Consider the following 13,465-nt stretch of genomic DNA (forward strand, 5'->3'; position numbering starts at 1 on the left):
TAAACTACAGGCATCAAATTCTTGAATGTTTTTTACATTTATATAAGAAGAAAGAAGCGTATTTCTATCAACTGAAATACGCTTCTTTCTTTTTATACATTCTTAATTATGGTAAACCCTGCAGGGGGAGCAGGATTTTTTTATTATAAGAGATAATCATATTAAAGTATTATCCTGAAATCTTCTGGCATTGCTGCCTGATAGATTTGATCGCACTTGTAATAGGAAGGGTCATAATCCGGTCTTTGTGATACAAAAGATAAATCTGTCTCTCTGTATTCACATTCGGAAATTCAAACTTCAATAATTTCCCCAATGCCAGAGAATCCTGAATTGCAAGACTGCTTACAAATGCAACTCCCATTCCTTCTTCTACACTTCTCCGGACCAGATCAGAAGATTCTGCCTGCATGGCTATCTTCAACGGCTTTGCATGCAGATTCAGTGCTTTCTCAATACTTTCATACGCAAGCTTTGTTCCGCTTCCTGATTCCCGCATAACAAATGTCTCTCTCTTCAGCTTATCAAGCGGAAATACCCCATTCAGACTCCGATATTCTTCTGTATTCGGTGTTGCAAGTACAATCTGATCTTTTAGAAGCGGCATACACATACATTTCTCATGATTGGTACGGATACTTCCTATTCCAAGATCTGCTTCAAATCTTAAAACCGACTGGATCACCTGACTGCTGTCTCCCTCCAGCATACGATAATCAATCTCGGGATACTTAAGTCTTGTCTGTTTCAAAATTCCAGGAAGAATATAATTTCCCGGAACTGATGAAGCAGCGATCGTTACAGTTCCTTTTACCTTTGCTTCCGTCTTATTCAAATGTGCCAGCGCCTCATTTTCTGTCTCAAGAAGCCTGACTGCATATGGATAAAACAGAACTCCCTCTTCTGACAATATCACATCTTTTGTTGATCTGACCAAAAGCTGGACTCCCAATTCCGCTTCCAGTTGCTTGATGTGAGTACTGATCGTCGGCTGTGAGACAAATGCTTTTTTCGCAGCAACAGAAAAGCTCTTACAGTTGACGACATTAATAAAACTTCTTATGTAATCCAATCTCATTATTATCTTTTTCCTCTTTTCCTCATGTCATACTTAAAATTGTAACTATATTTTAAATCTTTTTTTACAAAATGTCGAATTGATTGTTCTCATAGTCTTATCGAACCTGTCTATATTTTATTAACATTTCCAATAATTCTGTATATTTTTATCAAGATTATTAATATTCCTTTATATATCTTTTCATTTAATCAGACGTCTGCTATTATAATCACATAATTATTAACAATTATTAATATTTGTTTTTCAGGAGGAAAAAGAACATGAAAAAAAGACTTGTATCTGTACTTCTTGTGATGGCTCTCCTTGTTCCTACCGTAACAGCTTGTCACGATAGCAGCAAAGATAGTCAGGCAACAAAAGATGTACAGGCAACTGGATATGATCCAGAAGAAGCAGCCAAGAAATTCGACTTTGGCGAATTATCCGATGAAGATAAGAACTACACCATCGAAATGGGTTACAACAACTGCGACCATATGGTCGGCGCTATCATTGGTGAAAAGGCTGGTATTTACAAAGCTTTAGGACTGAATGTAAATGTAACAAAATCCGGTGAGACATTAAAAGCACTCACAAGCGGTGCTATGGACGTTGGATACACAGGTATCGAAGGTGCAATCCGTGCAGTAAACCAGGGTGCTCCATTCTCAATGGCTGCTGCGAACCATATGGGCGGATCACGTTACCTCGTAGTAAGCAATGACATCACAGAGCCTTCTCAGTTAGTCGGCAAAACAATTTCTATGACTGCAGAACCTGAAATTAATCCTGAATGGCTGACATGGTCCGAAAAACTGGGAATCCCGGCTGATGCTTCCAGCTACAATATTGTATCGATGGGTGGACAGGATGCCATGTTCGCACTGAAAGCCGGACAGATTGATGCATTCACATGCTGTGACCCTTACGCATCCATCGCTGAATTCGAAGGATTTGGTCATATTATGGGAATCGGCTGGGGTGGAGCTAATGTCGACTCTGACGCTACTGCTGATACATGGGGACTTTGCTGTATTTATGCTATGTCTAACGATTTCAAAGAGAAACACCCAGAGCTTGCAAGACGTCTTGTGTACGCTCATGAGATGGCTCTTGAATACATGTACACACATCCATACAATGCAGCTATGATGTTCGCAGATGGATTTGATGTAGATCCTTATGTTGCTCTTCGTACGATCTATATGAAGACAGTTGCTGAGGGACGTACAATCACATGGCACTTCTCTGAGAAGAACATTGAGAATTTTGAGAACTATTATACACAGTATCCACAGATTCCGGAAGAAGAGATTCCTCGTGTCAGTGACGTAAGTAAATTCATGACAACAGATATTTCAAAAGATGCTGGTGTTGATGATTTTGATGAATTTATCAAGAAAAATGTTGATGACAAGTTCCCACTTGGTATGACATTCGAAGACTGGTACAACGAAGCTAAAAAGGTTGATGATATCTCTGATGAGGAAGCAGTAGATATCTCCAAGACAGCTACATCTTACTTAAATAAAGACCTGAAAGATCGTCAGGCATATGAATAAGATATTCTTTTAAACAAGCACCACGAAGGAGCAGCCGCAATTGCGGCTGCTCCTTTTTAGTAATAAACCATCATTTAGAATCGTCTACTCTTGGAAAATTCATAATAAATGTTGTTCCTTTTTCTTCTTCACTCTGCACCTGTATCCAGCCTCCGTGTTCTTCTACCATACGTTTCACTACAGTCAGGCCGATTCCGGTTCCTTTCCCCTCTTTTTTCGTTGTAAAAAACGGTTCAAACACATGCTTTCGAAGATCTTTTGGAATACCGCAGCCATTATCTTCTACTACAAGCCTTACCGTTTGGTCATCATCTACACTTAATCCAAACTGAAGTTTTATGCGTCCTTTTTTATCTCCGATCGCATGGATGGCATTCGTTACCAGGTTCAGTATGATCTGATTCAGCGCTCCCACCTGACCTTTTATATAATAAGATGTACTGCATACAGATGTCTCAAATTTAATATTCTCCGGAATTAATCTGCTTACAATACTGATACTGCTCTCCACGGCAAATGTGGCATTATACTCGGATAATACTCTCTCTGCTCTTCCCTGTCTGCTGTAATCCAGAAGCTGTTTTGCCAGTTCTTCACATCTTTTTGCTGATATATTTAATTCATAGACCTCTTCCGGCATCTCTTGCATGACCGTATCATTATCTGATAACAATTCACTATATAACACGATCGGGGTCATGAGATTATTAAACTCATGTGCCAGCGCTCCCGTTAGAAATGTCATCGTTTTCGAATGATTATATTTCTGCATCAGGCTTTCCTGATTCTTCATTGCTTCATTTGCCTCATTGAGTTCTTTTTCATGCGCCAGTGCAATCTTAAGCTTCTCTTCTTCTTTTTGCTGCTGTAAGATCCGATATCCGAAAACTCCGACCCAGATCAAAATCAGCACACCAAATAATGACAAATAAAAAGCAATCTTCACAATCGGTGCAGTAATATCCCTGTAATCTTCCACCACGCAAAGCACGAACTGAACCCCATGAAAATCAACAGTATTGTATGCCACAAGTTTCTGCGTCTTCTTCGGCGATCCGCCTTCTACTTCATATGACCATACAACTTCACAGCCGGATACATCTTTACTCGAAAATGAGATTTCTTCTTTTTCATTTCCTGCATCTGCCATGACTGTTGTGCCATTAATATCTTTTACAATGCAGTATCCCTGATTGCCCACATTAAGATTGGAAAGATCCTGTTCTCCTTCATAAATCTCATCCAGATTCAGTTCAATCTGCACATACCCCGCAATGCTGCGGTTCATATAGACTGCTTTTGTCAGATAAAGTACATATCCTCCGCTATATGTTTTCCTTATTGGTCCTGCAATAACGTGTCCTGGATTTTTTCCTGCCTCTCCGCAGGAATCTGCTTCCCAGTCTTGCAATTGGCTGACCTGATCCAGACGGATATATTTTCCCTTTTCTCCAACTTTCAATAAACTTGCTTCTATACTCTCTTCGTTTGCCATATCACCCGATAATGCAGCATATACGAGATTACTTTTCCCTTGAAGCGTCGCTTGCAAGCTATGCGAACTGACTTCTGCAATATTCTGAATACTTTCTTTTTCATTACTAATGATTGCATCTCGTACCGTTTGATAGCAGAATGCTGCACTTAAAATCAAAAGCAGCACTCCGATGACTGAAATAACCAGTTCTTTTCTTTTCTTATTCATTATTTCTTCTTCTCATTTCCTTACAGTTGACTTTAATTTTTTTCATAGATATAATAAGTTTATCTTAGTATATTTTTAATGATTACAATAACAGAAAGGCAGGTATTTGCAAAATGCCAGATATCTCGGTTCTTATTATAGATGATGAACCTTCCATTTTAAAAGCAGTGAGCATGACTCTTAAGCAGGAACATATCGCTGTCACCTGTGCAGATAACGGCGCACTTGCACTTGATATCCTCAAAGCCAATACATTTGACTTAATCTTACTGGATATCATTATGCCCGACCAGGACGGCTTTTCGATTTTAAAGGTAATCCGCAGCAGTCAGAACTACACTCCAGTCATCCTCTTAAGCGGACGCGGCGAGGATTCGGCCCAGGTCAAAGGTCTGGAACTTGGTGCCGATGATTATATTACAAAGCCGTTCAGCAAAACTGTGCTGGTATCTAAGATCCGTGCCATGGTGCGGCGCACGAATCAGTATGTTTTAAGCTCTGATGAAGCGATCACTGAAGTAAAAAAAGGATCCTTCACACTGCGGATGGAGTCTCAGACTGTCCTGAAAAACGGAAAGGAGATATCCCTTACTTCTAAGGAATTCTCCCTTCTCTATCTCTTTATTGAAAATCCGGAGTACATCTTTTCCAAACAGGAGCTGTTCTCCAAGGTCTGGAGAAGTGATAATTGCGACGACAGTACCATCCTCGTATACATCAAAAAACTAAGGGATAAGCTGGAAGATGATCCTTCTCATCCAACTCATATCTGTACTGTCTGGGGAAAAGGTTACAAGTTCTGCATTTAGCAGCAATCCTCCATTCCCTCTCCAAAAAGATCCACCGGTTGGCCGTCTATCATACGATAGATGGCATAACCTACGGCTCCTTTCTTTTCTCCTGTAATAATAATCTCGATTTCTCCTTCTTTATCGATATTCTTAAACTGAATTTTCTGATTCTCTACCGGTGCTGCTATCGGATCTGAAAAATCATAATTCGTGCTATCTCCTTTATCTGTTACTACAATGGTCCGGTTACCTTCTTCCATTTTACAGATTACAACAAGGTCATCCAGCCCATCATCTGTCACATCTTCTCTGCAGGCAAGCAATACTTCCGCCGTCGGATATGTATTTTTAAACACCTGTAAAATGGAATCATCCTCCGGAACTGCCTCTGCATAACTTGTCTCACGTATGGTCTTTCCTGCTGTCTGCTTGTCAATCTGACTCTCCTCATGCTTGTTCTCAAGCACAGATCTAGCTGCAAATGCAATAACCACTACAATTACTGCAAGAATCACTTTTGCCCAAATACTGTCTTCTAACTTCTTTATTATACTCATCTCTCTACCCTTCTATATTATTATTTTCATCTGTTATACAAGCTTTAACGCCCCTGTATTGCAGGCCTTTATGCATGCCGGTTCCAGTCCCATTGCTACTCTCACAGAGCAGCCGTCACATTTGACAATTTTTCCTTCAGAATCAAATCTTGGCACATCGTAAGGACAGGCTTTCAGGCACATCTTACATCCTTTGCAATTCTCTCTGACTGGTATCACAAAACCTCTTTCGTCTCTTTTTAGAGCTCCAAAACGACAGGCTTTTAAACAGGCTGCCTCCTCGCAATGCAGACAGCTCCTTGTCACATATGTCTCGAAATCACTGTCCCCGCTTTTTTGCATCTCATATATTCTCGCCGGAACTGCATGTTCATCAGCCTCATCATAATGCTGATCCAGACAGGCAACGATACAGGCCAGGCACCCGGAACAACGTGCTTTATCACATTCTACTCTGCTCATTATTATGCCTCCTTTTTCCGAATTCTGCAACAATAAGATTTGAATCCCGGAAATCCTGATATCGGATCAATATACTGGTCATCAACCAAAAGATTAATGTCGTAATCTTCGGCACCATGATATACATTTACAGCACCTCTCAGGCAAGAAGAATTCACCACTGCCTCCATATCCATCTGTCCGACCGGAGTCTCAAGTGTGACCATCTCTCCTGTCTTCACGTTATAATTCTCGGCATCTTCCGGATGTAATTCTACGATCGGACAATCTTCCAGATTTACCAGCCATGGCAGCCGATAGGTCCTGGAATGAAATAACTGTGGCTTTCTGCTTCCGGTACTTAATATAAGTGGATACTCTTTCATCGGCAAGGTTTCCCGGAAATCATGATATGCCGGAACTCCTTCATGCCACTCTTTCTTACAGGCATTAAGAATCGTAGATACGAACTCAATCTTTCCGGTAGGCGTCTGAACCTTCATGATATCCTCTGTTGTCCGGGCTGGCATAATATGTTTTGCCGGCATCATACCATGTTCTTTTAATTCGTCCAATGTAAGTCCTGTCGGGCTTAACCGGTCTGCCAGATATTCTTCATAAGTATGATACGCTGGATTGCCAAGCGTAAACCCAAGCCGCTTTGCAAGCTCTAAAAGAATTTCCATATCATTCTTTGTTTCTCCCTGGTTCTTTACAACTTTTGGCTGATAATAGACCATCTGTGGTCCCAGCAGTTCAACCTGTTCCCGTTCCTGTGTAACAGCAACCGGAAGCAGGATATCTGCATATTTACATGTATCATTCATATATAAATCTGCACAGGAGAAAAATTCCACCTGTTTCATTCCCTCTTCAATCCGGTCCGGTCTTGGCCACATATGATGGTTCATTCCAAAGGAAATGAGATTACGAATCGGATATCTACCATTTCCAAGGAGAAAATCTGCAATATGTTCTACCTGCAGTTCTCTGGAAGTTAATTTGTCCCACGCTGGAAACTCTCCATAATTCACTCCTTTTTCCGGATGCTCACGGTCTTTTTTGGTACCCATGAAAGAATCTTTCAGCATAACTCTTGCAGGTCCCGGGCCTGCAAAACCTCCCGGAATCCCAAAATTACCAGTAAGCGCCATCAATAGTCCGATTGCCCGTCCATTTTGCACACCATTTATATTATGTACGACTGGTGATGCCGATAACATAATGGAAGTCGGTCCCTCTGCTGCAATCATTCTGGCAGCCCTTATCATATCGCTTTTCGGAACTCCTGTAATCTCTTCAACTTTTTCAGGAGTAAAATCCATAACATAGTCTCTATATTCTTCATATCCATAAGTATACTTTTCAATATATTCACAATCATGCAGATTTTCTGTGATGATCACTCTTGCCATGCCCAGTGCCAGTGCGCCATCTGTTCCCGGAATCGGACGAAGATGTAACTGTGCATATTCTGTAGTCGGTGTACACTTTGGATCAACAACAATCACTTTCGCACCCCGATCAACTGCATGTAAAAATACGGCACCGCCTTTGACAGAATTACTGTATAAAGGATTCACGCCCCATACGACCAGAGTCCGGCACCGTCCAAAATCCGGTGGCATCAGCATAATATTTTGTCCAAAATTGCATTGATTGGCCATCATAAGCGCATAAGCACATGTACTGGACTCGGTTCCATAATTTGGAGTCCCATATTTATTTACAAATTCTGTTATCTGTGGTCTGAACCACTTCGGATGTCCTACATAGACCATCGTCTGTTCCGGACCATAAGCCTCTTTTACTGACTGCATCTTTTCTGCAATCGTATCAAGTGCTTCTTCCCAGCTAATCCGTTCAAACTTTCCTTCTCCACGTTTTCCGACACGTTTCATCGGATATAGGATCCGGTCTGGATTGTAAAGTGCCTGTTTTATCGCAGCACCTTTCACACACACACGTCCATTGGCTCCCGGAAGTGTACAATTGCCTTCTGTTTTTATGATTTTTCCGTCTTTTATATAAAAATCTAAAAGGCAGTCTCCACCACAAAATCCACAGAATCCTGTCTTCACTTGAATTCCCGTCTCTTCTCCCGGAATCTTTGCTTTCAATAGCTCTTCTTTTGTTATTTTTTCCATAAATTCCTCCAATAGTTATATAAATCCCCATCATTCTATCTTTATATTATCCTACGCTTATAAGCGCTTCGTCAAATTGGATTTATCTATATATCTATATAAAATCCATATATCTACAGCAGCTTTGTATTTTTCCTGCGCCCTCTTCAACTGTCGCGCTTATTCTAAATTTTTCACGAAATCGTCTAAAAACTCCTTTTTTCAGGTTGTTACTGTCTGTACTTTAGTGTATAATATAAACATCAACTATTCGATACCGGATATGCCCGGTATAATATTATACATAAAGGAGAGTTTGCCATGGTAAATTTATTAACTGGCCCTAAAGGCAGCGGAAAAACACAACAAATGATCGAGCAGGCTAATAAGCAGGCGAAAGAATGTAAAGGTAATGTCGTTTTTATCAAAAAGACTCATCGCGATACCGCAAGTGTTGCATTTGATATCCGTACAATTTGTATGGATGATTTTCCATCTATTACGAATACCGATGAGTACATTGGTTTCTTATATGGAATGTACAGCTCCAACCACGATATTGAGTGTATTTTTATCGATGGTATTTTAAAACACGCAGATATTTCTATTGAGAATATTCCAGGATTTATTGACCGGCTGAAAAAACTCTCCGAGGAATGCGGTATCAATTTTTATGTAAGTATCAGCGCAGAAAAAGCAGAATTAAAGGACATTGATTTGGATGGCTGCACTCTTTTAAATTAAATGGATCAAATATGAAACAAGCGGACAGTCTATCTTAAGATGGACTGTCTGTTTTTATGCATATTTTCTACAACGAATGAAAAGGTAACAAAATACTATGAGCGATAACAATTCAGGAATCAAAGCATCAAAAAGACGCCAGATGGAAGCCAGGCGCAGACGCCTCAGACGCAGAAAAAGAAAACGCGCCATGCTGCTTGGAGGCATGTTATGTACAGTCTGTCTGATTCTATTTAGCACAATATATGGCATCAGTCATCTGTTGCATAAACATACTGACACAAAAGAAGCCGTTAAGACTTCCCAGAAGCAGACAGCCAAAAGTAAGGATACTTCCTCTTCCAAGGAAAAAATTGACACTTCTGCTGTAAAAACGCAGGAACTTGTCATTAATACGGACAATGATTCCGGCAAAAAAAAGAAAAAAAGCTCCTCAAAGGAACCTGCCACCATCACTATCAGTTCTATGGGGGACTGCACACTTGGAACTGATGAGGGTTTTGATCAGTCCACCAGCTTTAATGCCTACTACAACGAATATGGTGCAGACTATTTCTTTAAAAATGTCCGTTCTATCTTAGAAGCTGATGATTTATCTGTTGTAAACTTTGAAGGAACGCTGACTGAAGAGACAAGCCGGGCTGATAAAACCTTTGCATTTAAAGGGCCTGCCAAATACACTGACATTTTAACCGGAAGTTCTGTGGAAGCCGCCAATATTGCAAACAACCACAGCAAAGACTACGGCACAAAAAGCCAGGAGGATACCATCGAAAATCTGTCAAACGCAGGCATTGCTACATTTGGCTATGAAAATGTCGTTGTGGTGGATGTAAAAGGTATTAAAGTCGGACTTACCGGTATCTATGAACTTGCTGAGCATGAGCAGAAAGCAACGCAAATCAAAGAAAATATCCAGGCCTTAAAAGATGCAGGGGCACAGATTATTATCGTTAATTTCCACTGGGGAATTGAAAAAGAATACAAACCAAATGCTACCCAGAAAAAACTTGCACATCTGGCCATCGATGAAGGAGCCGACCTTGTCATTGGTCATCATCCACATGTACTGGAAGGCATTGAAAAGTATAATGGAAAATATATTGCCTACAGTCTGGGAAACTTCTGTTTTGGGGGAAATAAAAATCCTTCTGATAAGGATACGATGATCTTCCAACAGACTTTTACCATCGATACAGACGGTAAAGTTGCCGATGACGATAACATTAACATCATTCCTTGTTCTCTGTCTTCTTCCAGTAATAAAAACGATTACTGTCCGACACCTCTTGAAGGTGATGAAGCAGAACGCGTCAGACAAAAGATAGAAAAATACAGCGAAGGGCTCTAAGCCTTCCGCTGTATTTTTCATTTTATTCACAAATGTTACTTAATTTTAAGGCTTACAACTGTATCTGCCTTCTCGCCTTTCTTATATTCCATCGTCACAGTCTGTCCTGCCTCACACCGGACTACATCAATGTAATCAACTACAGACACATCGAAAATATCCTCTGAACCATCAATCATCAGATAATAATGAGAAGTTCCATCAATGACCGCCTGTGCAATCTTTGTAATCTCTCCGGTGATTGTCTCAATCTCTCTGTCGTCCTTCGCTTCTTCTTTCACACCATTGCTTAAGAGCAGATTCAGATAATTGTCCTCACACTGACTCACACTGTCTCCGATAGCAACGATCTGATATTTCTGCACGTTTACCATGGCATATTTCTTAACCAGTCCCGCATCATCCTTTAATGCAATAAAATAAGTCGGCTCTCCGGATATATTAAGAAGCAGTGGAAATGTTGCGGTATACTTCAGATTCTGCACCTGTCCTTCTGCTGAAGACATAGCGGAAGCTTCTGTTGCTCCCTCACATTCATAATACTTTGTTTCCATTGTTCTCTGATTGGATAATACAAATCCAACATTAGACTGATCTCCGTTGACCGAAGTCACGCCTGTGTACATCCATACGTCATCGTCCAGTGCAAGATAATTGTAACCATCTGTTGTCTTCAGGCAGTCTTTCTGGCTTAGCACACTGTTGAAAAATCCATGTTTCAGTGTTCCATAATAGTCAAACAGATTGACAAGAAGATCCGCGGAATAGACTCTGTCTACCCACTCCGGAACATCTGTTGTCTTATAAGTCGTTGTTTCACCAGTAATAGCATTACAGATCACAACTTTACCGATTGTCTCACCGCCAAACAGACCGATGTTATATTTTTTCACCGGTGCGATCCAGTATGGCACACCATCATCATCAATCTCAAAGCTCAAATCCCCGTAAATGTATGTCGGATGTGCAAATCGCAGATGCCGGTAAATGTTCCGGTTAAAGTACTCACTGTTCACATATTTCATGCCTTTATCCAGCTTTACAAGCTCTGTGTTCTGATTTGCCATATTAATACGAATATATGCCGGTATACCTTCTGAACGGTTCGTAAACCACTTAATAATACTGGCATATCGAAGTGGCGTTACACGCACCGGATTATCCTTATAATTAATCTGGGAATAGATGTCATCTGCCTCAAACTGTGAAACCATATCTACCATACTTCCCATCTTACGGTCTCCCAAAAGTGCGGCAGTATCTCTGTCCAGAAGCGGAATCTTATCAAAGGAAAGCTCTTCTACATCTTCTGTAAAATTTCCCTGCTCTACCTTCATCAGCTTCTGATATTTCTTCGCATTAACAATCGGGGAAGATAAAATACTTCCAATGAAATAAACTGCACCAAGCACAAGCAAAAGTATCACGCCTGCCCGGAGTATTTTGCTCTCTTTCAAATCGCTGATACGAATTTTCGCAGGATTTCTGAATCCATAAAAAAAGAGTTTCACAATTAAAGCTATTACGATTAGAAATAATACTGCTCCCCACGTATCTGTAGAGTGAATGTTGATTGCCGGTATAGTCACATAATAATAAATTGCTGCAACGATTACCACAATCAGGGCTATTAAACCTTTTGTCTTTGTTTTCATAACTTTCTCCTTCTAAAACTTTCTCTTCCATGCAAACATAGTAAGGAAAGTAAGGAACGGGAAGATTTCCAGACGTCCTGCAAGCATATCTATACAGAATACAATCTTTGACAAGATTGAAAAATCTGCAAAATTTCCGGTCGGTCCGACTGCCGAAAGTCCCGGTCCGATATTATTAAGTGTTGCCATTACAGATGTAAATGTCGTAGTAAAGTCCTGATTATCTAAAGAAATGATCAACACAGATACAATTGCCAGCAGTGCATATGCCATCAGATATACATAGACCCCTCGTAAAGTCTCATCGCTGATCTTCTTTCTATTGATCCGGATCAGATTCACAGATTTCGGATGCACAAGCTGCTTGATTTCACGTTTTACTCCTTTGAATACAATCATGAGACGTGACACTTTAATACCGCCTCCGGTGGAAGATGCACAGGCTCCAATGATCATCAGCAGCACTAAAATACACTGGGAGAATGTCGGCCAAAGATTGAAATCTGTCGTCGCATAACCCGTTGTCGTAATGATCGTTGATACCTGGAACAAGGCGTACCGGAATGCTTTCATGATACTGCCATACATCTGATTTGTATTCAAAGTGATCAGAATTGTTGCTGTCGCAACAATTCCAAGATACACTCGAAGTTCTTCATTTTTCCAGAATGCTTTAAAGTCTCCCAGGAGCATAAAATAATACAGGTTAAAGTTGATTCCAAACAGAATCATAAAAATTGAAATAACGTAGTCAATATATGCACTGTCAAAATGTCCTACACTGTCTGCATAATTGGAAAATCCTCCGGTTCCTGCAGAGCCAAACGCATGGATCAGACTGTCGAACAGATTCATTCCTCCAAACATAAGAAGAATGACCAGGATCATTGTCAATCCAAAATAAATTCCATACAGAATTCTTGCTGTCGTTTTGGTCTTTGGAACAAGCTTATCTTTCTCCGGTCCCGGAACTTCTGCACGCATCAGATACATGGAATTCTTCTTGTCCAGATTCGTCAACATCAGAACAAAGACAAGCACTCCCATACCTCCAATCCAGTGAGTGAAACTTCGCCAGAACAGCATACACTGTGGTAATGCTTCTACATCTCTTAAGATGGACGATCCAGTTGTTGTAAATCCAGATACAGTCTCAAAAAATGCATCTACAAAATTCGGAATACTTCCGGACAATGTAAATGGAAGTGCTCCGAATAAGGACCATGTAATCCAGGCACTGGCAACAACAACCATACCTTCCTTTCCATAAATCACCTGTCCCTCCGGTCTCTTTCTTCCGGCTATTACAAAAATGCATGTCAGAATCACTGCCGGTATCACAAATGTCAGGGCTTCTTTTTCTTCCCCATATAATATTCCTACAAATGCCGGAAGAAGCAAGAGCAATGCTTCTACCCCCAACATTCTGCCCAGAATATAACGTACCATTTTTCCATTCATATCTTATGACTC

General features: G+C 40.5%; 11 protein-coding genes. 4 read left to right on the forward strand and 7 right to left on the reverse strand.

Annotation, left to right across the window (positions count from 1 at the left end):
- Positions 1-169: 169 nt before the first annotated feature.
- The gene (locus tag NQ560_RS10370) at positions 170-1,078 is read right to left on the reverse strand and encodes a selenium metabolism-associated LysR family transcriptional regulator (protein WP_005334073.1); all 909 of its coding nucleotides are present in this window, start codon (positions 1,076-1,078) and stop codon (positions 170-172) included.
- Positions 1,079-1,341: 263 nt separating this feature from the next.
- Between NQ560_RS10370 and saoX the strand changes: the two genes are divergently transcribed.
- The gene (gene saoX / locus NQ560_RS10375) at positions 1,342-2,622 is read left to right on the forward strand and encodes an ABC transporter substrate-binding subunit SaoX (RefSeq protein WP_005334074.1); all 1,281 of its coding nucleotides are present in this window, start codon (positions 1,342-1,344) and stop codon (positions 2,620-2,622) included.
- 70 nt (positions 2,623-2,692) lie between these two features.
- Here the strand turns inward: saoX and NQ560_RS10380 are convergent, their stop codons facing one another.
- A complete protein-coding gene (locus NQ560_RS10380) occupies positions 2,693-4,327 on the reverse strand; it encodes a sensor histidine kinase (RefSeq protein ID WP_005334076.1) in 1,635 nt (544 codons plus the stop codon).
- A gap of 113 nt (positions 4,328-4,440) precedes the next feature.
- On the opposite strand from NQ560_RS10380, the gene NQ560_RS10385 reads away from it, so the two are divergent.
- On the forward strand, positions 4,441-5,136 hold the full coding sequence (locus NQ560_RS10385) for a response regulator transcription factor (RefSeq protein ID WP_005334078.1): 696 nt from the start codon (positions 4,441-4,443) through the stop codon (positions 5,134-5,136).
- Here NQ560_RS10385 and saoC read toward each other — a convergent pair.
- Genes saoC through NQ560_RS10400 form a run of 3 tightly spaced genes read right to left on the reverse strand, consistent with a single transcriptional unit; the run spans position 5,133 to position 8,263 of the window.
- Positions 5,133-5,675, reverse strand: a complete 543-nt coding sequence (gene saoC / locus NQ560_RS10390) for a Cys-Cys-COOH (seleno)protein SaoC (RefSeq protein WP_005334080.1) — start codon at positions 5,673-5,675, stop codon at positions 5,133-5,135. The two genes, NQ560_RS10385 and saoC, sit on opposite strands and share 4 nt — an antisense overlap.
- Before the next feature lie 33 nt (positions 5,676-5,708).
- A complete protein-coding gene (locus tag NQ560_RS10395) occupies positions 5,709-6,137 on the reverse strand; it encodes a 4Fe-4S dicluster domain-containing protein (protein WP_005334082.1) in 429 nt (142 codons plus the stop codon).
- A gap of 2 nt (positions 6,138-6,139) precedes the next feature.
- On the reverse strand, positions 6,140-8,263 hold the full coding sequence (locus NQ560_RS10400) for a molybdopterin-containing oxidoreductase family protein (protein WP_005334084.1): 2,124 nt from the start codon (positions 8,261-8,263) through the stop codon (positions 6,140-6,142).
- Between the two features lie 300 nt (positions 8,264-8,563).
- Here NQ560_RS10400 and NQ560_RS10405 point away from each other — a divergent pair, with 300 nt between their 5' ends.
- Together NQ560_RS10405 and NQ560_RS10410 are read left to right on the forward strand one after the other, a co-directional pair.
- The gene (locus NQ560_RS10405; protein WP_005334086.1) at positions 8,564-8,986 is read left to right on the forward strand and encodes a hypothetical protein; all 423 of its coding nucleotides are present in this window, start codon (positions 8,564-8,566) and stop codon (positions 8,984-8,986) included.
- Between the two features lie 97 nt (positions 8,987-9,083).
- Positions 9,084-10,337, forward strand: a complete 1,254-nt coding sequence (locus NQ560_RS10410) for a CapA family protein (RefSeq protein WP_005334087.1) — start codon at positions 9,084-9,086, stop codon at positions 10,335-10,337.
- Between the two features lie 35 nt (positions 10,338-10,372).
- On the opposite strand, the gene NQ560_RS10415 is transcribed toward NQ560_RS10410, so the two are convergent.
- Both NQ560_RS10415 and NQ560_RS10420 read right to left on the reverse strand, forming a co-directional pair.
- On the reverse strand, positions 10,373-11,992 hold the full coding sequence (locus NQ560_RS10415) for a hypothetical protein (protein ID WP_005334095.1): 1,620 nt from the start codon (positions 11,990-11,992) through the stop codon (positions 10,373-10,375).
- A gap of 12 nt (positions 11,993-12,004) precedes the next feature.
- Positions 12,005-13,453, reverse strand: a complete 1,449-nt coding sequence (locus NQ560_RS10420; protein WP_005334096.1) for a TrkH family potassium uptake protein — start codon at positions 13,451-13,453, stop codon at positions 12,005-12,007.
- Positions 13,454-13,465 lie beyond the last annotated feature (12 nt).

Source organism: Dorea formicigenerans, assembly GCF_025150245.1.
Lineage (GTDB): Bacteria > Bacillota > Clostridia > Lachnospirales > Lachnospiraceae > Dorea > Dorea formicigenerans.

Excerpts from the sequence above, each read along its gene's own strand:
- saoX (WP_005334074.1), top strand. The coding sequence starts at position 1,342 with ATGAAAAAAAGACTTGTATCTGTACTTCTTGTGATGGCTCTCCTTGTT.
- NQ560_RS10405 (WP_005334086.1), top strand. The coding sequence starts at position 8,564 with ATGGTAAATTTATTAACTGGCCCTAAAGGCAGCGGAAAAACACAACAA.
- NQ560_RS10370 (WP_005334073.1), bottom strand. The coding sequence starts at position 1,078 with ATGAGATTGGATTACATAAGAAGTTTTATTAATGTCGTCAACTGTAAG.
- NQ560_RS10410 (WP_005334087.1), top strand. The coding sequence starts at position 9,084 with ATGAGCGATAACAATTCAGGAATCAAAGCATCAAAAAGACGCCAGATG.
- saoC (WP_005334080.1), bottom strand. The coding sequence starts at position 5,675 with ATGAGTATAATAAAGAAGTTAGAAGACAGTATTTGGGCAAAAGTGATT.
- NQ560_RS10380 (WP_005334076.1), bottom strand. The coding sequence starts at position 4,327 with ATGAATAAGAAAAGAAAAGAACTGGTTATTTCAGTCATCGGAGTGCTG.
- NQ560_RS10385 (WP_005334078.1), top strand. The coding sequence starts at position 4,441 with ATGCCAGATATCTCGGTTCTTATTATAGATGATGAACCTTCCATTTTA.
- NQ560_RS10415 (WP_005334095.1), bottom strand. The coding sequence starts at position 11,992 with ATGAAAACAAAGACAAAAGGTTTAATAGCCCTGATTGTGGTAATCGTT.
- NQ560_RS10400 (WP_005334084.1), bottom strand. The coding sequence starts at position 8,263 with ATGGAAAAAATAACAAAAGAAGAGCTATTGAAAGCAAAGATTCCGGGA.
- NQ560_RS10420 (WP_005334096.1), bottom strand. The coding sequence starts at position 13,453 with ATGAATGGAAAAATGGTACGTTATATTCTGGGCAGAATGTTGGGGGTA.
- NQ560_RS10395 (WP_005334082.1), bottom strand. The coding sequence starts at position 6,137 with ATGAGCAGAGTAGAATGTGATAAAGCACGTTGTTCCGGGTGCCTGGCC.